The 21,516-nt window shown below is 52.2% G+C and carries 16 protein-coding genes; 11 read left to right on the top strand and 5 right to left on the bottom strand.

The genetic code is table 11. From position 1 onward, the window contains the following. Nucleotides 1-107 precede the first annotated feature (107 nt). Nucleotides 108-1,877 (top strand): oleate hydratase, encoded by a 1,770-nt coding sequence (locus MKX98_RS01200; protein ID WP_339220943.1) that lies wholly within the window; start codon nucleotides 108-110, stop codon nucleotides 1,875-1,877. Between the two features lie 133 nt (nucleotides 1,878-2,010). On the opposite strand, the gene MKX98_RS01205 is transcribed toward MKX98_RS01200, so the two are convergent. Further along, nucleotides 2,011-2,229 carry a helix-hairpin-helix domain-containing protein gene (locus MKX98_RS01205; protein ID WP_220686965.1) on the bottom strand — a complete coding sequence of 73 codons (219 nt, stop codon included), beginning with the start codon at nucleotides 2,227-2,229 and terminating at the stop codon, nucleotides 2,011-2,013. A gap of 306 nt (nucleotides 2,230-2,535) precedes the next feature. Between MKX98_RS01205 and MKX98_RS01210 the strand changes: the two genes are divergently transcribed. Continuing rightward, the gene (locus MKX98_RS01210) at nucleotides 2,536-3,570 is read left to right on the top strand and encodes an iron-siderophore ABC transporter substrate-binding protein (RefSeq protein WP_220686964.1); all 1,035 of its coding nucleotides are present in this window, start codon (nucleotides 2,536-2,538) and stop codon (nucleotides 3,568-3,570) included. Further along, complete coding sequence (gene fhuB, locus MKX98_RS01215; protein ID WP_220686963.1) at nucleotides 3,567-5,672, top strand: Fe(3+)-hydroxamate ABC transporter permease FhuB; 2,106 nt, start codon at nucleotides 3,567-3,569, stop codon at nucleotides 5,670-5,672. The genes MKX98_RS01210 and fhuB overlap by 4 nt, the downstream gene beginning before the upstream one ends. Nucleotides 5,673-5,798: 126 nt before the next feature. On the opposite strand, the gene MKX98_RS01220 is transcribed toward fhuB, so the two are convergent. Further along, nucleotides 5,799-6,731, bottom strand: coding sequence for a helix-turn-helix domain-containing protein (locus MKX98_RS01220; RefSeq protein ID WP_194540410.1), 933 nt, complete (start codon nucleotides 6,729-6,731; stop codon nucleotides 5,799-5,801). Between the two features lie 146 nt (nucleotides 6,732-6,877). Here MKX98_RS01220 and MKX98_RS01225 point away from each other — a divergent pair, with 146 nt between their 5' ends. After that, nucleotides 6,878-9,667: a sugar-binding domain-containing protein gene (locus tag MKX98_RS01225; RefSeq protein ID WP_339220946.1), complete on the top strand. Its 2,790-nt coding sequence runs from the start codon at nucleotides 6,878-6,880 to the stop codon at nucleotides 9,665-9,667. A 176-nt stretch (nucleotides 9,668-9,843) separates the two neighbouring features. Here MKX98_RS01225 and MKX98_RS01230 read toward each other — a convergent pair whose 3' ends face one another. From MKX98_RS01230 to MKX98_RS01240, 3 genes are all read right to left on the bottom strand, one after another. After that, complete coding sequence (locus tag MKX98_RS01230) at nucleotides 9,844-9,912, bottom strand: putative holin-like toxin (protein ID WP_339224275.1); 69 nt, start codon at nucleotides 9,910-9,912, stop codon at nucleotides 9,844-9,846. Between the two features lie 267 nt (nucleotides 9,913-10,179). Then, nucleotides 10,180-10,773 (bottom strand): hypothetical protein, encoded by a 594-nt coding sequence (locus tag MKX98_RS01235; RefSeq protein WP_339220948.1) that lies wholly within the window; start codon nucleotides 10,771-10,773, stop codon nucleotides 10,180-10,182. 216 nt (nucleotides 10,774-10,989) lie between these two features. Next, a complete protein-coding gene (locus MKX98_RS01240) occupies nucleotides 10,990-11,652 on the bottom strand; it encodes a M50 family metallopeptidase (RefSeq protein WP_194540414.1) in 663 nt (220 codons plus the stop codon). A 138-nt stretch (nucleotides 11,653-11,790) separates the two neighbouring features. Here MKX98_RS01240 and MKX98_RS01245 point away from each other — a divergent pair, with 138 nt between their 5' ends. The 7 genes from MKX98_RS01245 to MKX98_RS01275 all read left to right on the top strand — a co-directional run bounded on the left by MKX98_RS01245 (nucleotide 11,791) and on the right by MKX98_RS01275 (nucleotide 21,459). Continuing rightward, nucleotides 11,791-13,791, top strand: coding sequence for a TerB N-terminal domain-containing protein (locus MKX98_RS01245; protein WP_220686959.1), 2,001 nt, complete (start codon nucleotides 11,791-11,793; stop codon nucleotides 13,789-13,791). A gap of 95 nt (nucleotides 13,792-13,886) precedes the next feature. Beyond that, on the top strand, nucleotides 13,887-15,224 hold the full coding sequence (locus tag MKX98_RS01250; protein WP_220686958.1) for an ATP-binding protein: 1,338 nt from the start codon (nucleotides 13,887-13,889) through the stop codon (nucleotides 15,222-15,224). Continuing rightward, a complete protein-coding gene (locus MKX98_RS01255) occupies nucleotides 15,221-17,440 on the top strand; it encodes a DEAD/DEAH box helicase (RefSeq protein ID WP_220686957.1) in 2,220 nt (739 codons plus the stop codon). The genes MKX98_RS01250 and MKX98_RS01255 overlap by 4 nt, the downstream gene beginning before the upstream one ends. Continuing rightward, nucleotides 17,406-18,245, top strand: coding sequence for a phosphotransferase (locus MKX98_RS01260; protein ID WP_339220950.1), 840 nt, complete (start codon nucleotides 17,406-17,408; stop codon nucleotides 18,243-18,245). The genes MKX98_RS01255 and MKX98_RS01260 overlap by 35 nt, the downstream gene beginning before the upstream one ends. Before the next feature lie 178 nt (nucleotides 18,246-18,423). Beyond that, nucleotides 18,424-19,443, top strand: a complete 1,020-nt coding sequence (locus MKX98_RS01265) for a LacI family DNA-binding transcriptional regulator (protein WP_339220952.1) — start codon at nucleotides 18,424-18,426, stop codon at nucleotides 19,441-19,443. Nucleotides 19,444-19,561: 118 nt separating this feature from the next. After that, complete coding sequence (locus MKX98_RS01270) at nucleotides 19,562-20,551, top strand: ABC transporter permease subunit (RefSeq protein WP_194540419.1); 990 nt, start codon at nucleotides 19,562-19,564, stop codon at nucleotides 20,549-20,551. Nucleotides 20,552-20,574: 23 nt separating this feature from the next. Then, nucleotides 20,575-21,459: a carbohydrate ABC transporter permease gene (locus MKX98_RS01275; protein WP_220686956.1), complete on the top strand. Its 885-nt coding sequence runs from the start codon at nucleotides 20,575-20,577 to the stop codon at nucleotides 21,457-21,459. Nucleotides 21,460-21,516 lie beyond the last annotated feature (57 nt).

Below are 21,516 nucleotides of genomic sequence, written 5' to 3' on the forward strand. Positions count from 1 at the left end.
ATTAGCCTTGTGTCGAAAGTTTCGACATTAGGCGGACATTGTCTATGGGAGACCTCCGAATATATTTTTATGATGTAGTTGCTAGAATCAATTCGGAGGTGACTGGAATGTATTATAGCAATGGAAATTATGAAGCGTTTGCTCGCCCGGAAAAACCGGTCGATGTCGACAAAAAGTCTGCATATCTGGTTGGAGCCGGTTTAGGCTCTCTGGCAGCTGCGTGCTTCCTCGTGCGCGACGGCCAAATGAAGGGAGAGCGGGTCCACATTCTGGAGGAGCTTAGTCTTCCCGGAGGTGCCTGCGACGGAATTCATGACAGCGATAAAGGTTTTATTATTCGCGGTGGGCGAGAAATGGAAGATCATTTTGAATGCTTATGGGATTTGTTCCGTTCCATTCCGTCTCTTGAAATTGAAGGCGTATCGGTTTTGGATGAGTTTTACTGGCTGAACAAGAAAGATCCGAACTTCTCTCTAATGAGAGCCACGGTTAACCGGGGCGAGGATGCGCATACTGATGGGAAATTTGCTCTGAGCGAAAAAGCTTCGCTGGAAATCGTGAAGTTGTTCTTTACTCGAAACGAAGATTTGTATGATAAGAAAATTACCGATGTATTCACGGAGGATTTCTTTGCCTCAAATTTCTGGCTTTACTGGAGAACGATGTTTGCCTTTGAAGATTGGCATAGCGCCTTGGAGATGAAGCTTTACATCCAAAGATTCATTCACCATATTGGCGGACTGCCTGATTTTTCGGCGTTAAAATTCACGAAGTATAATCAGTATGAATCATTGATCCTGCCGATGATGAAATATTTGCAGTCGCATGGCGTTCATTTCCAATATGATATGACAGTTACGAATGTAGTATTTGATATCCAGGGCAATAAGAAGGTTGCCAAGCAAATGGTATGTCGCCGTGCCGGCAAAGAGGAATATATCGACTTGACGGAAGATGATTTGGTGTTTGTGACAAATGGCAGCTGCACGGAAAATTCTGCTTCGGGCGACCATCATCGCGCGGCTGAATTTAATCGTTCCTCAGGCGGCTGCTGGGAGCTCTGGAGAAATATTGCTAAGCAGGATCCATCCTTTGGACGCCCCGATAAATTCTGCACGAATACGGAAGCGACGAACTGGGAATCGGCAACCGTTACGACACTTGATGACAGAATCCCGCCATATATCGAAAAAATCTGTAAACGCGACCCGTTCAGCGGAAAGGTCGTTACCGGCGGCATCGTGTCCGTAAAGGATTCCAAGTGGCTCATGAGTTATACTCTGAATCGGCAACCGCATTTCAAAGAGCAGCCGAAGGATCAGCTTGTCGTTTGGGTGTACGGATTATTCACCGATGTTCCGGGCGATTACGTCAAAAAGCCGATGAGAGAATGTACAGGCGAGGAAATTACGATGGAGTGGCTGTACCATCTTGGTGTGCCGGAGCATGAAATTGCGGACATGGCTGCCAACTCTGCCCGCTGCATCCCGACTATGATGCCTTACATTACGTCATTTTTCATGCCGAGGACAGCAGGAGACCGGCCTAAAGTAGTTCCGGATGGTTGCGTTAACTTCGCTTTTATCGGACAGTTTGCCGACACGGTTCGCGACACCGTATTCACAACCGAATATTCGGTTAGAACGGCAATGGAAGCTGTGTACACCTTATTAAACGTAGACCGCGGCGTACCTGAAGTGTTCGGCTCTTGCTATGATGTCCGCGTACTGCTGGACTCCACTTCCAAAATGATGGACGGCAAAAAATTAACCGATCTGAAGCTTCCGTTGATCATGAACTTAATAGAAAAGCAGGCTTTGAAAAAAGTTTCCGGAACCGTCATCGAAGATTTACTGAAACGCTATAACATCATATAGTCGAAGTCCCATTATCAAAAGATGATATGGAACATCAACGAGCGCACCAATCCAAGATTGGTGCGCTGTATGGGGAAAAATAAACACGATAGATCCCTGGTCCTTATGGCTTCAGGAGACCTATCGTGTTTATTTATTCTTTGAAGGCTAGGCCCTTCTCGGCGAGAGCTTCGCGTAGTATTCTGACCGCTTTGGGTCCTACCCCGTGAATCGCCAGCAGTTCTTTCTCGGATGCCTGGGTGAGGTCGGCAAGCTGATGATAGCCTGCAACGATAAGGGCTTGGCATGCAGGTTTGCCGGCCTTAACGGGAAAGTCGCTTTCTGCAGCCGGAGTGGGGGTTTTGTCACGCATGGAGATCCCTCTCTTTTCGAATGTTTTGTTTAATGGATACAAGGCACAAGAATAGTGGTAGAGGTTAAGTTGGTAGGAATAACCAGTAAGATTATGTTATACATCTAACGTTCTGTAAAGAATGAATCCTATAATCGAAGAAGGACAGATTCATGGATCGTTTAGACAATCTTCATAAATTCTATTGACAATCTTAATGAGAATAATTATCATTGTGCTGAGTGTTGATAATGATAATTGTTCTCAATAATTATTATTAATAAACAATATCTACAATACATAGAGGGTATGAGGGGGAGAAATTCGATGCGCAGTATGAAGGGTGTCGTGTTTATCGTATTGATATTTGCTTTGGCTTTAGCCGGTTGCGGCGGGGGTGCGGCATCCAATGAAGGAGGCAGCTCCACGGCAGCGAAGAATTCGGATCAAGGGGCTGCACAGGGCGGGGATAATACTGAAAGCACACCGGAGACCCGAATCATCAAGCACGCTCTGGGCGAGACGAAAATTACGGGCGTTCCGAAGCGTATTGTCGCGCTGGAATGGCTTTACGCGGAGGATGTCCTGGCACTTGGTGTTCAGCCTGTGGGCATTGCAGATATTGAAGGGATGAACCAATGGGTGAACATCCCGGTTGAGATCGGGGCGGACGTTACCGATGTCGGCACCCGTCAAGAGCCGAATCTGGAGCTGATCGCTTCCTTGAAGCCGGACCTGATCATCGGTTTGAAATCGAATCTTGAAGCCGGCTATGATACGTACAACAGCATCGCGCCTACCTTGGTGTTTGATCCTTATCCGACTGAGGGACAAGGGGATCAATATGAAGAGATGGTTAATACCTTCAATACGATTGCTGACGTGCTTGGCAAGAAAGGCGAAGCCGCAAAAGTGCTTAGCGATCTGGATCAAACTTATGCCGATGCCAAGTCCAAGCTTGAAGCAGCCGGCATGACGGAAAAACCGTTTGCCCTCGCGATGGGATACAGTAATCAAAATGCGGTGACGTTCCGGATTTCGACGGATAATTCCTTGGCCGTCAAAATTCTGGAGCACATCGGGCTGACCAACGCCCACAAACCTGATCAATTTGAGGTTTATGGCTTTACCACCACAGACGTAGAGGCATTGCCTGCCCTTCAGGATGCGAATTTCCTGCATATTATCCAGGAGAGCGATAACATCATCGAGAACCAATTGAAGGACAATCCGGTGTGGAAAGGTCTGAACTTTGTTAAAGAAGACCGCGTGTACGCACTTGGCGGTGACATGTGGCCATACGGCGGCCCATTGTCTGCCCAAACCATGGCCCAGAAGACAGCTGATCTGCTCACAAAATGAGTCTCGGCAACAACCTGGCACAAGGCTCCGCGCCGGTGAGCATTCATCCAGCCCCACCCGTTTCCTCAGGTAGGGGCTGGAAGCCGTTATGGATGCTGGTTGGAGGCCTGGTGGCTCTGTTATTCCTCACGTTTATCAGCTTGACGCAAGGGCTGGCCGATATATCCGTCAATACGGTCGTGCAGGCCCTGGTGTCTCCGCAGGATATCGCGGATCACCATCTCATCCGCAGCGTGCGCCTTCCGCGTACGGTCATGGGCCTGTTGGCTGGCGCCGCCTTGGCGGTGTCGGGCGTGCTTATGCAGACCGTCACGCGCAACCCGCTGGCCTCGGAGACGACGCTTGGCGTAAATGCCGGCGCTTATTTGGCCGTCGTGGCGGGGATGATCTTCTGGCCGGGACTGCTGCATCAGTATGCCCTTCCACTGGCAGTGGCAGGGGGGACGCTGGCGGCCGTCGCCGTCTATGCGCTGGCGGGAAAAACGCAGGGCTCTCCTCTGCGGATTGCATTATCCGGGATGATTGTTACCCTGGTTTTATCCTCCGTTACGAGTGCGCTGGTGCTGCTGAACCAGCAAACGACGCAGGGGATTTTTCTGTGGGGCTCCGGCTCGCTTATTCAGAATGACTGGGATGGCGTAGCTTTTTCATGGCCGTGGATCATTGGCGGGCTGATCGTGCTGTGTTTGGCGGTACGTCAGTGGGACATTCTGACCCTCAATGAGGAGTCGGCACGTTCCCTTGGCCAAAAAGTCGGCACCACCCGTTTGCTTGCGATGGGGGCAGCGATTGTGCTGGCCTGCGTGACCGTGAGCGTGGTCGGTCCGATCGGCTTTATCGGGCTGGTCGCTCCCCATCTGGTCCGCCTGTCCGGCGTGGTCCGGCATGCGGGGTTAATTCCGCTGGCTGCCTTATGGGGCTCGGCTCTGCTTGTCGGGGCCGACACGGTGGCCAGGATGTTCATAAACGCCTACGGGGAGCTTCCGGTCGGAGCCATTACGGCCATGATCGGAGCCCCGTGCCTCATCTGGCTTGCAATGCGGGTATCCCGTTCGTTGATCGGAGGGCGCGGGTCTTCCGGCGGATCGATCATGGCGGGCACGAGCCTGCGCCGGATACCTTATCCGGCCTTGGTAACACTGTTTAGCGTGCTGCTGGTGCTGGTATGGGTATTCAGCCTGATGAGCGGCAGTCTGCGCATTCCCTTCACGGAAGTGCTGGCCGTGCTTACGGGAGGCGGCGAGTCGATGTATCGCCAGATTCTGCTGGAGTTCCGCCTGCCCAGGCTGTTAACTGCCGGGTTGTCCGGCATGGCGCTGGCCGTCAGCGGCAGTCTTCTGCAGAATGCGGTCCGCAATCCGCTGGGGGATCCCCAGGTGATCGGAGTGACCAGCGGAGCCGGTGCTGGCGCACTGCTCCTGATGATCGGTTTTCCGCAATTGTCGGCAGGCTGGGTCCCGGTCGGCGCGGTTCTTGGGGGGATGGCTGCAGCTGCTTTGGTATATGCGGTGTCCTGGAAAAGAGGACTTCATCCGACGATTCTTACGCTGGTCGGCATTGCCGTTGCCGCGCTTGGTTCCGCCATCATCAATCTGATGATCATTCATGCCAAGGTGGACGTAGCCCCCGCATTATCCTGGATGGCGGGCAGCACATATAACCGGGGCTGGACGGAGGTGCAGCGGATTGTTCCCGCTATTCTGATCCTGCTTCCTCTGGCTGCGTGGCTCGGGCGGAAGGTGGATCTGCTGACGTTCAGCGAAGAAAGCTCAACCGGCCTCGGTCTCCATGTGCGGAATACCCGGGTGTATGTCGCCATCATTGCGGTGCTGTTGGCTTCGATCGCCGCAGCCAATGTCGGCTCGGTCGGCTTTATCGGACTGCTTGCGCCGCATGCCGCCAGAATGCTGGTTGGGGCTCGCCATCGGCAATCGATGGTCATCGCGGCGCTGCTCGGCGGAATTTTGCTGGCTGGGGCGGACTGGATCGGGAGGGTGGTCATGATTCCGAAGGAGTTGCCTTCGGGTATCGTTACCGCGCTTCTGGGTGCGCCGTATCTGTTATATCTGATGGGAAAAACCAATAAGCTGAAGAAGAAATAACCGTGATATATTCAAAAAGGCTATTCCATAGTCGCCAAGAGAGGCGACATGGGATAGCCTTTTTTGTCTTCATTCGGTTGATTATTAGATTTGCCGTGTTGTGCTTCTTGTGGCTGCGGTCGGCTGTTAGGCTTCCGTGTACCGTACAAAAGACAGGATGATATCCTGCGGATGATCTCCGAAACCCGAACCATATAGATTCAGGCCGTTCGGGTGCTCGGCGTCTTTCTTCACTTCGAAGCGGACGCGGATGGGCCGGTTAAAGGCAAGCTCCAGCGAATCGATGGTCGTGGCGCTGGACTCGTGGCCATTGACCTGGCTGCCTTGTTTGGTTACGCGCCATTCCGTCAGCAAACCGTACTCACTGCCGCTTCTCCATTTATCCGGGGTGAGTTTCCCCTTGCGATCACCAAAATCACCGGGACTCCTCCAAGTGCCTACAGGTTGGTCGTTGATGCTAACCGTGATGTCGGATGGCCAATCCTGCTGGAAGGAAGGCGCTTCGGAGCTAAGCTCCGCGCGGATGCGCAGCTCATCAAGGGCCGCTCCGGGCGGCATAGGGTTCGCAAAATAATATTCGATATATCCTGATCCCGAGAACCAGAGCAGCGCAGCCTCCGTTCGTTCCGGCATGTAAAAGGCGCGCGGATCGTCAGGCGATCCGATCAGAGATCCGTCCCGAGCTGCTATCCCGCAGGTTGGCTCGATATAGCAGTGGGAGAACATGCCGATGGGCATGTGGATTTCTTCCGTGCGCTGCAGCCCCTCGCCCGGCTTCGATGGCAGCTCGAGAAAAATGGAACGGCAGGTGACGGCGCAGATTTTTTCCCGGTTCGCTCCTTGCGAAGAGACGATCAGATCCGCTTGCTCCAGCATCTGGACATTAATGGACACCGTAGGCTGCGCAATCCCTAGCGCCTCTGCTAACTGACCGACACTCATCGGTTTATCGCCAAGCGCTTCAAGGATGCGGACACGGACGTCACTGGATAGGGCCTTGGCCACTTCCACGATCCGGGATGCCGGATAACGGTTGGTTTCCAGCTTCGATTCGTTCATAATCCCCTTCCTTTACTGAAGAGTTGTAGTAGCTCCAAGTGTACAATACATTTGTTATATTGTAAAAGTATAATGTACATTGAATTTATTATATACAGGTGCTAGAATAGGGGCAAATTCAAAAAAAGGAAAGGTTGTGTACCTTCATGAAGACTCCTGTAGCACCCTCCATTCACACGGAAATTCCGCGCGCGGAGTACCCCAGACCGGATTTTGAGCGAAAAGACTGGTTGAATTTGAACGGCCAGTGGTCGTTCCGGCTCGACACGCAAGGATCAGATGATGTACAACAACAAGCAGGTACGGGCGCCGATGGAGACGCTGCTGCCCTGGAGGGTGGAGACGCCAGCCTTTTTACTTCAGAGATTACGGTGCCCTTCTCTTGGGTTAGTCCCCTGTCCGGCATTGAGCGTAACGAGAAGGGGGTAGGCTGGTATCGTCGATCCGTGAAGTGGGAGCCAACCGGGAGCCAGTCCCGGATCTTCCTGCGGTTTGGTGCCGTCGATTATCTGTGTGATGTATGGGTCAACGGCAAGCATGTCGGCTCGCATCAAGGCGGCTACGGAACCTTCGAGTTTGACGTGACAGCGGTGTGGGATTTGGTAAAAGACAATACGATCGTTGTGCGTGCAGAGGACTTCGACCACAATTATCAGGCCCGAGGGAAGCAGGGGTACGGCGAGATCCGGGGCATTTGGCAGCCGGTTTGGCTGGAGGCCCGGCCGCAAACCTACTTGGAGCAAGCCATCTTTACGACCTCCATTGACGGTCGGATCGAATTGAAATCCAAGATCCAGGCTCAAGAAGCAGGGACAGTGAAACTCCAACTCTCTTTTGCGGAGGGCTCGGTTACGCATCAGGTGGAGTGGGAACTGCAAGAAGGCGCGAATGAACGGACAACGGTGTTCCAAGTCCACGACCCGCGGTTGTGGAGTCCTGAAACCCCTCATTTATACGAAGGGGAGCTGCGACTGGCCGGTTCATCCGGCGAAGATGTCGTCCATACTTATTTTGGCATACGGGAGATCGGAACGGCGAAGTTTGACGGACGGGATTACCGCTGGATCACGTTGAACGGGAAGCCGGTTTATTTAAACGGGACGCTGGACCAATCCTACCATCAGACGGGATTCTTTACTTATCCGACGGATACGGAGATGCGGGACGAGATCTATCTGATGAAACGGCTGGGACTGAACTTCGTGCGGATTCATATCAAGCCGGAGGAGCCCCGCAAGCTGTATTGGGCGGATAAACTCGGAATTCTGGTGACGGAGGATATGCCGTGCTTCTGGGGCAATCCGGATGAAGCGGCGCGTTCCGCCTATGAGCGCGAGGCGCTGGAAGTGATTGAGCGGGACCGGAATCATCCGTCAATCTTTTCATGGGTCATGTTTAACGAGACTTGGGGGCTTCGCACGGATAGCGAGTCTGCCGGCCTGACGGGCGGCGAAGGACAGCATCGGTATTATCTTCCGGAGACCCAGGAGTGGGTAAGGGAGAAATACAGATGGGCCAAGGAGCTGGACCCGACTCGGATTGTGGAAGACAATTCTCCATGCGCCTACGATCATGTGGAGACGGATATCAATACTTGGCATTTTTACATCAACGGTTATGAACCGCTGCGGAATCATATCGAGGAGATTGTCCAGAAGACCTATCCAGGGTCCGAACATAACTATATCGGCGGCAATCAGCAAGGCGACGCTCCGCTCATGAACAGTGAATGCGGAAACGTGTGGGGAATTGACGGAGGAGCCGGGGACAGCGATCTCGCGTGGCATTACCGTTACATGCTGAACGAGTTCCGGCGCCATGATAAGCTGTGCGGCTTCGTATTTACGGAGTTCCGTGACGTGACAAACGAATTTAACGGCTATTACCGCCTGGATGGGACGGACAAAAAATTCGGGTACGAGGATTTTGTGCCGGGCATGACGATCGCCGATCTGCACACGCCGGATTTCATCGTTATTGACGCACCGCCTTGCCAGACGCTGGACCAAGGGGCTGAGGCTGTCATACCGCTGCTGCGCTCCAGTTATTCGGATCAATACCATGGACAGAAGCTTACCCTTGCCTGGGAATTATCCTATGATCAGCTCGGAACGAAGGTTGTCGCTGATCAAGGCACCCTGGATGTGGTCTGGGGCGGCTACGGTGTTGCGCCACTAACGGAACTCAAGCTTCGCATGCCGAAGACCGATGCGGTTGCGATCCTTGGAGTTCGTCTCTTAAATGAAGGAAGAGGTGTGGTAACGCGCAACTTTACGACGTTTGATGTTCATGGCGGAAAAGGTCAGGGGAACGATGGAGCGGAAGGGAGCACCGTAAGCATCCCGGTTAACACATTCCGTGAGCAAAGCTTCGCCTACATGTGGGAGGCGCTTCAAGGCTCCAAAGTGAATGGCGGCGGAGAAGGCCGATTCGTCTATGAGGTGCAGCTGCCGGATCACGACGAACAGCCGCTGATCCGCGATATCGAGATATTCTTCGAGGCTGGAGCGAAACGCTTATTGGCCAGAAATATCGAGGGGGCGCGGCATCGCACGCATGGCATCGACTTTATGCACGGGGCTTCGGCGGATGTGGAGTATAACCCGAGCACTTACTATATGACGGATGAAGAGCTGCATGAATCCCGTATTTCCGTATGGGTGGACGATGTCCAAATCGGCGAGGCCGTGCTCGCGGATGACCCTGCCGATAGTCGAGGCGTTCTGTCGTGGCACTATCAGCCGGTCCATAACCTTCTGGAAGAGGCCGGTTCGTACGGATACCTGTGCCAGGCGCAGGTACCGGGCAGACTCGCGGCTGAGCTTGACCGCAAGCGCAGCTTCCGACTGGAGCTGCGGGCCGAGAAGGGCGGCATCAGTCTGTATGGTCGGAATGCAGGGCGTTATCCGATCGATTTGCTGGTGCGGTGCCGATAATAGGGCGAATACGGGCTTCTTCCATGCTTTAATTCATCTTTTCTAATATGATAGTATATATTTAATAAAGACCAAGTGCGCTAACACTTGGTCAGTACAATTGGCTTGGATGGTTATCCCTTCTAGGTCATATAAGGAGTAAAACCCACCTTCGGTTTCCAATCTTAGGGTGGGTTTTACTTTTTCTTGTTGTTATTATTGATGTAGGTTAAAAGAGCAAGAATGAACGTTCCAAAAAGGAACATGATCGTTTATGCATCTTTCACTTCCATGGCGGTTTATAGATTTGATTCTGCATCCCTTTCATATAACGGTTTAAATCTAAGTTAGGTTCTTTTGCTGCTTGATGTAGCATTCCCGCCGATGGCTTCCAACAATGACAACCTTCTCCATGTTCATGCAGGCCGAAGTATACTTCATTAAACCCAAAAAGTGATAACTCATTCAGGAAGTCTTCTCTTTGTGCATCTTCACGAGAAATTCCTGGCTGACGATTTCATTGCCTTCAGTCATCAACTGTCAAATAATCTTGTATATCGGTTTTCTAATTCATTATTAAATAATTCTATAGGTCTAAGATATTCTCGTTGATTATTTAGATCTATCGATTTGTAAAGTCTATCGTTATTCCATCTATTTAAATCATAATAATTATCAAATTCCGTACCTACATCCTGCATGATTAGAACAATATCATTCAGTGTTCCGAGAATACTTCTATTGTTAGTTGTTGTATAAACGGCTTCATTACACTCGTTTAGGTATTCATGAATGGTTGACTTGTTAATGCGCTCAGATATTAAATAATTCTCTAATTGTTCCTTAAATATATTCTTCAGGTTTTTATATTGGGTACTTCTAATTCCTGCTATAGTCAAACTCAACCTCGACAGATCATTTATTAAAACTATATGCTTCCGTTTATTCACAAAAACGAGATTAGCATGCCAACTAAAGAACGGATCAGCAATGTCAATTTTGGTTATGGATTTATCGATTTTCATATCCTTTAATAAATTCTTTGTTGAGCGGATAATAAGCAAAATATCGCCTCTTTTTTGGTTTAGTCTATTTATAGCAATGGTTTCGACTAACGTCTTTGCCACGATTTCACCCATTCCTACACAGGATCCAATGGACGAATTCGTCTAATATACACATACAGTATGCCTCAGATCGATTCTAATCTCCAGCAAATGTGTGGCAAAAGAACGCAAAAGCAAGGAATCTTGTATAAGAATCGAGTCCTTATAAAAAAGCCAGCGTCATTCCAAAGATTGGATAACGCTGGCTTCTTTTTCCTGTCTTGCAATTAACCTGTTTCACCGCTTCTTCCAGAACAGCTGGAGCGCCATCCTCGCGCACCATAGGGAGAACAGCAGGAACAGCAGCGCCCAGACGAAGGCCGGGAGCACGGTCATGTTGGCCAGGTTGGAGGCGTCGCCTGCTTGTTTGGGCTGGGTCAGCGCCATGGTCAGGAGGGTTAGCGGACCGACCACGGACTCTTCCAGCACGAGAAAGGCAAGCAGCAGGTAGTAGAAATTACGTATTTTTTCGCCGAGGAAATAGAAGATCAAATTCACGATCATAAAAATAATGAGCCACCATAATCCATAGCCGGCGCGAACGAAGAAAATGATCATAATGAGAGCAAGCACGGTAATGGTGATCAGGCCGGTGGCCTGCTTTTTCTTGGCATAGCCGTAGAACATCAGAATGGCGAACAGGGACGCCGACATATAACCTGCTAGCGAGACCACAATCGGACTCCAGCCGCCGGAAGCCAGCATGGAATAGGTCACGCCGCTGTGATCGGGATTCAGCTCGATGCTGAGCACCCGCCCCGACATGAGTAGGGTCATGACGGCATGCCCCAGCTCATGGATCATCGTATCCAGGATACGGAACCAGGAAGAGAAGGGGATCAGCCTTGTCAGAATAGCCGCGCCCACTAGAAATAACAATGCTTTCAGCCATTTATTCATTCGAAGGTCCTTTCAGCATAAAGTCATTCGCTAGACTGTCATTCCGTCCATTATAATACAGATGAGAAACATGTGAAAACCGGGTAGTCCCTATTGGTTAAATGGTATAATTGAAGTTGTGACGGAGGTTCATGTTCGATGACAAACGATAAGCCTAACAACGACAATCACATAAAAGATATAAGACAAACTACGCATGTGAGTGACCAAGGGATTCGTTTTGCCGAATTCGAGCTGGCGGGTGATGAGCAGGACGTTTCGCTGCCAGACAAGCAGTCAGTTATGCTGAATCAGGAGCAGGAACCCATGAATCCTGTGGCACCAACGAAGAAATCCTTGATTGTGAAACCGCAGCAGCCGCTGGATATGAATTGGGATGAGGACTTCCGCTACGTGACCAAGGAACAGCAATTCGTGCAGAAAGCAAGGGAGCTCGCATGGCATGTAGAGGGGGCGACCCCTTTTGTAGCCTTCAAAAGCTATTGGCCAACCTACGACCAGATGGCCAGCGACCAGTTCAAATGGTATTTTTACTGGCGGGAGGAAGTCAGGTCCGGGCGGTACCCGGATACGGACTTATCCTATTTGTTTGTCTATTTTTACGAGCTGATCCATGGCGTGGGTTGGAGCGATCCCCTGCAGGGCTATGAATTGATGGAGCAGGCGTGGCATGCCTACCGTAAGCGTTATACCAAGCTGGATACGTACTTGCGGGAGTGGTTATACGATTTTATGATCGTGCATGGCCTGGATATGCCGATCCGCGAAACGTACCAGCGCTTTCCGCGCGTTCTATCCAGTGAGCTGAAGGAGAAGGAATGGAAGCGTCGGTTCTCCCTCCAGCCCGTGGAGCTGACGTGGGAGCTGCTGCTCGATTTACTGGATTATGACGTGGAGAAGAGCCGTTTTTATCAGGAGAGTGGCCGCAAGGACTTGGAACAGTATGCCCCCAAAGTCATTGCGCTCGTGGACAGCTATTGGGCCAAAATAAGGGGGCACCGATTCATCGACCACTTTCAGCCCCGGCCCCGGCAGGTGAAACGGCATTTATTCCGCAGTGCGGTGTACGATCATGGGTTATACGGGCGAAACGTCGTGCTGACGGTGGTGTCCTTAAGCGAGTACGCTCCTCTGCGCTCTTATATAACGGCACTGGTACGCTTGACCGAGAATAAGCTGCGGGACCTGAGAGGTTTCAAGGGACGGCTGCGCGGCCCGGATGTAGTGGATCCTGAAATAGTAGAGATTATTACCCGTTATTTGAAAAAAGAGATTCAGGAGCAGCTCGAGGCGCAGCGCAGACAGGCGATACCTGAGGTTCAGATCGATACCGGGAAGCTGCGCCGATTACAGCAGGAGTCGGACCAGGTCCGCGACATGCTGCTTACGGAGGAAGCCGGGCAGCAGGCTGAAGTGATCTACAGCCAGCTGGCACCGGAGTCGGCTCCTTCCGTTGGTGCTTCTTCAGGCCACTCCGAAGATGTGGGAACAAGCACTAATCTGGCTGTACCTTCCAAGGGTCGATCCTCCCGAAAATCGGTGGCGAAGAAACCGGACGTGTTCCAGGCGGTGATGGATTTTGATGCGGATCCTTATGAGCTCGACTCCTTAGAGGTGCGTGATCAGCTTGATAAAGCAAATGTCATCGCTCGTTCCGTGAACACGGAGGAATCGGAATCAGAAGCAGCAAACGGAAGGTCTATGGAGCCGTCAGGGAGTGCTGGTGATCGCTCGATGCAATCCACAGGCTCTCTGGGGCTCAAGCCGCTGCCTTCATCAGAGCATTCATCTGAAGCTGGGGGCATCCACGTTATAGACCCGCACGTCGTAGATGTAGAGGCCCTTATAGGGATGCCTACAGTAGGAGAGCAGTCGTGGCAATGGGAGGTAGAGGATGAGGAATGGCAGGAGCTTGCAGAGCGTCTCAATCCCACCCACCTGGAAGTTCTCCACGCCCTCAAGGCGGGACCGAACCGCTCGGAGCTGCAGCAAATTGCGGAGAGGGCCGGTTCCATGCCGGCGTTATTGCTTGATGAGATCAATGAGGCCGCGATGGATACCATCGGTGATCTTCTAATTGATGGGGAGACCATTGCGGATGATTATATAGATATGCTGGAGACATTAAAGTCCGTGTAACCGGACGGATTGAGATCGGTTTGACTCGTTATGCTTGAGAGATGCTTGAGAGATGCTTGAGAGATGTTTGTAAGATGCTTGAAAGAGGTGGAACTATGACGGAACTAAAAATACCGAAACGGCTCACAACGGCCCTCGTAAACTCTTTAACGGCAGGGGTCGTGCCGCGGGTGGGGCTTGAGTTCATCGCCGTCGGCCGGAAGCCGGAGGTGGAGTCCATCCTGCGCGATATGGATAATATCGCCGAGGGCGGCGCCGCCTTCCGCCTGATTACGGGCCGCTACGGAAGCGGCAAAAGCTTCCTGCTGCAGATCATCCGCAACTACGCGATGGACCGCGATTTCGTGGTGGCGGATGCGGATCTGTCGCCGGAGCGGCGGCTGGTGGGCACGAAAGGGCAAGGTCTTGCCACATACCGTGAGCTGATGACCCATTTGTCTACGCGAACGCGTCCGGATGGGGGTGCACTGGAGGCCATTTTGCAAAAATGGATCGCCGCGATCCAGCAGGACATCATGCAGGAGACGGGCATGCGGCCGGATGATCCTGCTCTGAACGATCGGGTGGAGCTGCAGATCTATGCGGTGACAAACGGCATGCAGAATCTGGTGCACGGGTTTGATTTTGCGAAGGTGTTGGCTGCGTACTGGAACGGCTATAAGCTTGGCGACGATGACCGCAAGGGAGCGGCGCTGCGCTGGCTCCGCGGGGAAGTGCCGACGAAGACGGAGGCGCGTAAGGACCTTGGCGTCGGGGTCATTGTCGATGACGACAATTGGTACGATTATATGAAGCTGTGGTCCGAATTTACGGCGGCCATCGGGTATAAAGGATTGCTGTTGTTCATTGACGAAGGGGTGAACCTCTACAAAATCACCAACAGCGTATCCCGCCAGAGCAACTACGAGAAGCTGCTGACCATGTTCAACGACACGATGCAGGGCAAAGCGGAGCATCTGGGCATCTACATGGGCGGAACACCGCAGTTTGTCGAGGATGAGCGCCGGGGGCTCTTCAGTTATGACGCGCTGCGTTCCCGCCTGATCGACGGACGCTACGGCAGCAGCTCGCTGAGAACGTACACTTCGCCCATCCTGAAGCTGGACATGCTGTCGTATGAGGAGATTCTTATCCTCCTGCAAAAGCTGCGGGATATCCACGCCCTGCACTTCAAATATGAAGCGCAGTTAACGGATGATCAGCTCATCGCATTCATGCAGACGGCCGTGAATAGGTTGGGAGCAGAGGAGCTGCTCACCACCCGCGAGGTGGTGCGGGATTTCATGGATCTGCTGCATACGCTGCATCAGCATCCCGATGCCACGTTTGAAGAGCTGCTAGGCGAGCGTGCCGCAGCGCAGCCGCAGGGCAAAGGGCCGAATGATGCCGATTCGGACGATCTGGACGATCTCCTCGCGGAGTTTGAATTATGAGTGCGAACCCTTTTTCCAGACTGGCCCCGTTCATTCAGGAATTCATCTATAAAAAAAGATGGGATACACTCCGTGAGGCGCAGGTGGAAGCCTGCCGGGTGCTGTTCGACACGTCCCATCATCTGCTGATCGCTTCCGGTACGGCATCGGGCAAGACCGAAGCCGCGTTCTTCCCGGCGCTGACGGAGCTGTACAACGTGCCTTCCAGCTCAGTAGGGATCCTGTATATCGGCCCGCTTAAGGCGCTGATCAACGATCAGTTTGAGCGCATCTCCGATCTGTTGAAGGAGGGCCAGGTGCCGGTATGGCATTGGCATGGCGATGTGTCCCAAGCCGAGAAAACGAAGCTGATGCAGAAGCCGTCGGGCGTGCTGCAGATTACGCCGGAATCGCTTGAGGGGCTGCTCATGAACCGGCCGAACGCCATCCCGGCGCTGTTCCAGGATTTGCGGTATGTCATCATTGACGAGGTGCATGCCTTTATGGGAGCGGATCGGGGCATTCAGGTGCTGAGCCAGCTGACCCGGATCGAGCGGATGGCTTCCTGTTCCCCTCGCCGTATCGGGCTGTCGGCTACGCTTAGCGATTACGAGACCGCAGCCGGCTGGCTGGGCGCAGGCACGAAGAACGCGGTCGAAGTTGTCTCGCCGCAAGGGGGGCGGAAGCTGCGGCTGTCGGTCGAGCATTTCTCCTTCCCCGATGCGCGGGATGAGAAGCAGGCGGAGCAGCTGGAGCTTGCCCGTAAAGCCTATTACGATTTCGTATACGACAACACGCATCTGAAAAAAGCGCTGGTCTTCACCAACAGCCGCTCGGATGCCGAGCTGACCACGCTCGAGCTGCGCAGGATTGCGGCCAAGCGCGAGCAGCGGGACGTCTTCCATGTGCACCATGGAAGCATCTCCGCGATGCTGCGCGAGGAAGCCGAGGCCGCGCTCCGTGAAGGTCCGGGGCCGGCGGTTGCGGCGGCCACCCTGACGCTGGAGCTCGGCATCGATCTCGGTGAGCTGGAGCGGGTGATTCAGCTGGGCGCCCCGTACAGCTGCTCCAGCTTCGTTCAGCGGCTCGGCCGCTCCGGCCGGCGCGGGGATCAGGCCTCCGAGATGATGTTCCTCTGTCCGGAGGACGAGGATGAGGAGGCCATGCTGCCTGCGCGCATGCCATGGATGCTGCTGCGGGCCATTGCAGTCATCGAGCTGTATATTCGCGAGAAGTGGGTCGAACCGCTGGCCCTGCGGAAGAAGCCGGTGGGCGTGCTCTATCATCAGACGATGAGCACGCTCAAGAGCATGGGCGAGGCTGAGCCGCCGGATCTGGCAAGAGCGGTGCTGACATTGCCGGCTTTCCGCGGCATCGAGCCGGAGGAATACAAGGAGTTCTTGCAGTATTTGCTGCAGACGGACCATATCCAGCGTACGGAGGAAGGAAGCTTGATCATCGGCCTTGGCGGGGAGAAAATCGTGAACAACTACCGCTTCTACGCGGTGTTTAAGGACGATGAAGAGCATGTCGTATATAACGGGTCCGAAGAAATCGGATCGATTACGACCGTGCCGCCGCCGGGCTACTGCTTCTCGCTCGCGGGCAAGCTGTGGAAGGTGGAGGAAGTCGATACGAAGCATAAGGCCCTGTATGTAAAGTCGGCCAAAGGCAAGGTCGATACCTTATGGCTTGGCGCAGGCGGCGATGTGCATACTCGCGTGGTGCAGAAGATGCGGGAGGTGCTGGCGGACAGCGCCATTTATCCGTATCTGGCGCCGGGCGCGGTGAATCGTCTGGAACGGGCCCGTCGTCTCGCCCGGGAAAGCGGACTGCTGAAGCAGGTGGTCCTACCGGCGGGCGGCGACTCCCTGTTCATCCTGCCTTGGGCGGGCAGCAAGCAGTTCCGCACGCTGGAACGACTGCTGAAGCATAATCTGTCGGAACGGCTGGCGCTTCGCTCTATCGTGCCGATGGAGCCATATTATATGGTGGTCGCGGGTAAGGTCGATAATAAGACGCTGATGGAGGAAATCAAGCAGGAACTGATGGATTGCGAGGACGCAAGCGCACTCCTGGATCCGGACGAAGCGCCGTATCTCGGCAAATATGACGAGTTCGTCCCGCCGAAGCTCGTTCGCACCGCTTTTGCCGCCGACGGACTGGATCTGGAGGGATTGGCTGATGTGCTGGGGATGGCACATGGAGCAGCGGGAAGGGGAGCTATGGATGTGTGACAAGGAAGAAATACTTCCTTATGGCAATGTGAACGAAGTCGTACGTATCGGTAATACCGTTCATCGTACGACTGAATGGAGTTCTTTCGTGCATGACTTGCTTCGACACTTGGATAAGCAGGGGTTTGAAGGCGCCCCCAAGTTCATAGGCATTGATCACAGCGGTCGTGAGATCTTGTCCTACATTCCTGGCGAAGTGCCGGGAAACCAATATCCTGATTTTAAACCCTATATATGGTCGGATCATGCTCTTATCCAGAGTGCAGCGTTGTTACGGCGTTATCATGACGCCGTACAGGACTTTGCCGCAGCTTCAATCCAACCGAAAGTTGCACATACCCCTCAGGTTTCGGGGGAATGGGACGAAGAAGTGGTCTGTCACAATGATGCCGCGCCATACAATATCGTTTTTCAAGACGAAGTGCCGGTTGCACTGATTGATTTTGATCTGGCTGCGCCAGGTCCAAGAATCTGGGACGTCGTTTATATGCTGTACACCTCAGTCCCGCTGGCAAGCTTTGCAATAGATTACACTACGGGGACATCGATACCTTATCAATCGGAATTACATGCTGCGGATCGCACGCACAGAGTATCGCTGTTCTTTAAGTCCTATGGCATATCACCGCCTCCCAACTTGAAAGAATGGACTATAAGACGCATCAAGGCATTATGCGATACACTCACAACCGGTGCGGCACAAGGCAACAAGGCTTATCAGAACATGATCGATGACGGGCATGTGGCCCATTACGAACGAGAGATTCAATTTCTGCAGGCACACTTTGAAGAGTGGTACCGATGAAGGGTACCGATTTGAAGAGTGTCTGCTTTTTTTCATATCTATCCCCCCAGGGGTCGCTGAGCATAATCGAAAAAAATATTTGTAACCCCTTCCAAAAAAACATTGTGTTCACCTCGCGTATGTGGTAACTTATGTACATAAAAACGTTTTTATCGCAAAGGAAGAATGGAATGGTTATATGGGTAAAGTAACAATCAAGGATGTGGCAAGAGAAGCCGGCGTCTCCATTTCTACGGTTTCGAATGCATTGAACGATGTAGATGTATTGAACCCGGAGACCAAATCCCATGTGCTGAAGGTGGCGGAGCGACTCAATTATGTGCCTAACCTGAACGGGAAGCTGTTGAAGTCGGGGAAGACCAAGATGCTGGGCTTCTTTACGACAAGCGTGTCAGGGCCTTACTTCTATACACTGGTGGAGTCGATGTCACGTGAATGTGACCGTCTGGGTTATGGATTGAACGTGTTTGTGACAAAGGATAAACAGGTAATCATGAGCAATATTATGGGAGGCCGGGTAGATGGCGTCATTATCTTTGAAGAGCTGAAGATCGACGATAGAGACATTGCCGCTATGGAGAAGGACAAGATTAAGGCCGTTTTTCTGGATCGCGAGGTTCAGAGTGAGACGATGGGCAGCATCATATTCGACTCTTACGTAGCCGGTTATGAAGCAACCAAGTACCTGATCAGCCTGGGGCATAAGAAGATTGCCTACATTTCCGGCGTGGATACGATGTTTGACAGCGTGCAGCGGAAGGAAGGATATCTGGCTGCGCTTCGGGAGTGCCAGTTCCCGATCGACGGAGACTACATACTGCAAGGCTATTTTGAGGAAGAAGGTTCCTATAACGCCGTCAAATCGTTTCTTCATCTACACCCTGGCAAAGTGCCGGATGCTTTTCTTGCCGGTAATGACGTGAGTGCCATCGGCTGTATTCGGGCGTTGAAGTCCCATGGATACGAGGTTCCGCAGGACGTCAGCGTCGTAGGCTTCGACGATATTGATATCGCGCAGTATTTTACGCCGCCTTTATCGACCGTACGCAATCAGATTGCCAGACAGGGGATTCTGGTCGTGGACCATCTGGTGCGCATGATTCAGAAGAAAGAGAAGGGCAAGATTCAGAAGCTTCCGGGAGAGCTGGTCGTTCGCGGCTCCAGTCATGTGAAGATGAATCGGAATGAATCGGGTTAAGCGAAGAGACGAGACTTACCAAGTCGCTTTTTTTAAAATGATTCAATAAAATCAGGGCGTTTTTTCGCCGAAAATAAAAACGTTTTTATGGCGGTTCGAATCAAAGGAGGCTAAGCAGGTGAGCAAAACAACTGCAGTTCAGTCAACCGGCACGGGAGCGGTTCGACCCACCGGGAAAAAGCCGATGGGGCAGAGGATCAAGGAATTCTTTATGGATTACAAGCGGCAATGGGAGCTTCAATCGATGATCATTCCCGGCGTCATCTTCATGTTCATCTTCTGCTACATACCGATTTACGGTTTGACGATTGCGTTTAAAAATTACACCGTTATCGATACGTTGGATTCCGCGCCGTGGGTGGGCTTGGATAACTTCAAAATTATTTTGTCGGACAAGTATTTTTGGGATTCCGTCGTCAACACGCTGGGCATCAGCTTCTTGAAATTGGCGATCGGCTTTGTCATTCCGATCATTCTGGCCATCATGATTTACGAGGTGGGCATGGGGCGCTTCAAAAAAATCGTCCAAACCGTCTCCTACCTGCCCCACTTCTTGTCCTGGATCGTATTGGGTGGCATGCTCATTACTTGGTTCTCGACATCCGGCCTGTTCAACGAGATATTGCTTGCTTTGGGGCTGATCTCGCAGCCGCAAAACATTTTGCTTGATCCAAGCAAGTATTGGTGGATCGCAACGCTGTCGGATATTTGGAAAGAGGCCGGCTGGGGAACGATTCTGTATCTGGCGATCATGGCCAAGATCGATCCTACCTACTACGAGGCTGCAAGAATCGACGGGGCCAGCCGACTAAGACAGATCTGGAACATTACCTTACCGAACATGAAGATGATTATCAGCTTGAATCTGATCCTGACTGTAAGCGGTTTATTGGGATCGAATCTGGATCAAACTTTGGTGCTCATGAATTCGCAGAACCGGGAAAAGGCTGAAGTCATTAACTCGTACGTGTACCGGATGGGTATGACGCAGGGAGATTTCTCCTATGCCACAGCCGTTGGTTTGGGTGTATCCATCATCTCCGTCATTCTGCTCGTTACGGCAAATAAGGTGACCAGTAAATTAAACGATAATCAATCCGTTCTATAGGTCATGCAGAAGGGGGTATAACGGTGAATTTCAAAGCAGCAAAAGGGGATCTCGACAGCCGGATCTTTGATACGATCAACATCATTTTACTGGTTACGTTTACGATCATCATTGTCGTTCCGTTATGGAACGTCGTCGTCTCATCCTTCAGCTCGGGCAGGTCCCTTGCCGAGGGTGGGTTCATCTTCTGGCCTACCGAATTCTCGCTTGAGAATTATCAGGCTGTGTTCCGGGATGCGAATATATGGAACGCCTTCTTTATCTCGGTAGCCAAAACCGTGATCGGGGTCATCACGCACGTGTTCTTCTGTGCCATGGTGGGTTACGGCTTGAGCAAAAAATACGTACGCGGCCGCAAGTTCTACGTGGCGATGGGCGTCGTCACCATGTTTTTCTCGGGCGGCATGATTCCGACGTACTTGTTGATCAAAGACTTGGGGCTGTTAAACAGCTTCTGGGTTTATATTATCCCAGCCCTGTTAAGCTTTTACGACGTCATCATTCTGATGAATTTCTTCCGCAACGTGCCGGATTCGCTGGAAGAGTCGGCGAAGATCGACGGCGGGGGAGACTGGAGGATTTTCCTGAGCATCTTCATTCCGCTTTCGATGCCGGCTATGGCGACGATAGCCCTGTTTAACGGGGTGGGGCAGTGGAATGATTTTATGACCACCAAATTGTATGTCACCGATCAGTCGCTGTATCCGTTACAGATGATGCTGTATGAGATTATTGTGCAGTCCCAGACCCAATCGATGCAAAATATCGGTTCGGTAGCGATTCAGACAACGACCAAAGGGGTCCAACTAGCAACAATTGTCGTGACGACGCTGCCGATTGTTGTGATGTATCCAATATTACAGAAATATTTTATCTCCGGCATGATGCTCGGAGCTGTTAAAGAGTAGAGAAACTGCTCTTTAAAGGGGTGGAACAGAAGCAAGTCAGGGTCTGGTAAGTAAGTG

It is taken from the genome of Paenibacillus sp. FSL W7-1332, from assembly GCF_037969785.1.
GTDB lineage: Bacteria > Bacillota > Bacilli > Paenibacillales > Paenibacillaceae > Paenibacillus_AQ.

Coding starts and splice junctions, on each gene's coding strand:
- MKX98_RS01200 (WP_339220943.1), top strand. CDS start 108: ATGTATTATAGCAATGGAAATTATGAAGCGTTTGCTCGCCCGGAAAAA.
- MKX98_RS01205 (WP_220686965.1), bottom strand. CDS start 2,229: ATGCGTGACAAAACCCCCACTCCGGCTGCAGAAAGCGACTTTCCCGTT.
- MKX98_RS01210 (WP_220686964.1), top strand. CDS start 2,536: ATGCGCAGTATGAAGGGTGTCGTGTTTATCGTATTGATATTTGCTTTG.
- fhuB (WP_220686963.1), top strand. CDS start 3,567: ATGAGTCTCGGCAACAACCTGGCACAAGGCTCCGCGCCGGTGAGCATT.
- MKX98_RS01220 (WP_194540410.1), bottom strand. CDS start 6,731: ATGAACGAATCGAAGCTGGAAACCAACCGTTATCCGGCATCCCGGATC.
- MKX98_RS01225 (WP_339220946.1), top strand. CDS start 6,878: ATGAAGACTCCTGTAGCACCCTCCATTCACACGGAAATTCCGCGCGCG.
- MKX98_RS01240 (WP_194540414.1), bottom strand. CDS start 11,652: ATGAATAAATGGCTGAAAGCATTGTTATTTCTAGTGGGCGCGGCTATT.
- MKX98_RS01245 (WP_220686959.1), top strand. CDS start 11,791: ATGACAAACGATAAGCCTAACAACGACAATCACATAAAAGATATAAGA.
- MKX98_RS01250 (WP_220686958.1), top strand. CDS start 13,887: ATGACGGAACTAAAAATACCGAAACGGCTCACAACGGCCCTCGTAAAC.
- MKX98_RS01255 (WP_220686957.1), top strand. CDS start 15,221: ATGAGTGCGAACCCTTTTTCCAGACTGGCCCCGTTCATTCAGGAATTC.
- MKX98_RS01260 (WP_339220950.1), top strand. CDS start 17,406: ATGGAGCAGCGGGAAGGGGAGCTATGGATGTGTGACAAGGAAGAAATA.
- MKX98_RS01265 (WP_339220952.1), top strand. CDS start 18,424: ATGGGTAAAGTAACAATCAAGGATGTGGCAAGAGAAGCCGGCGTCTCC.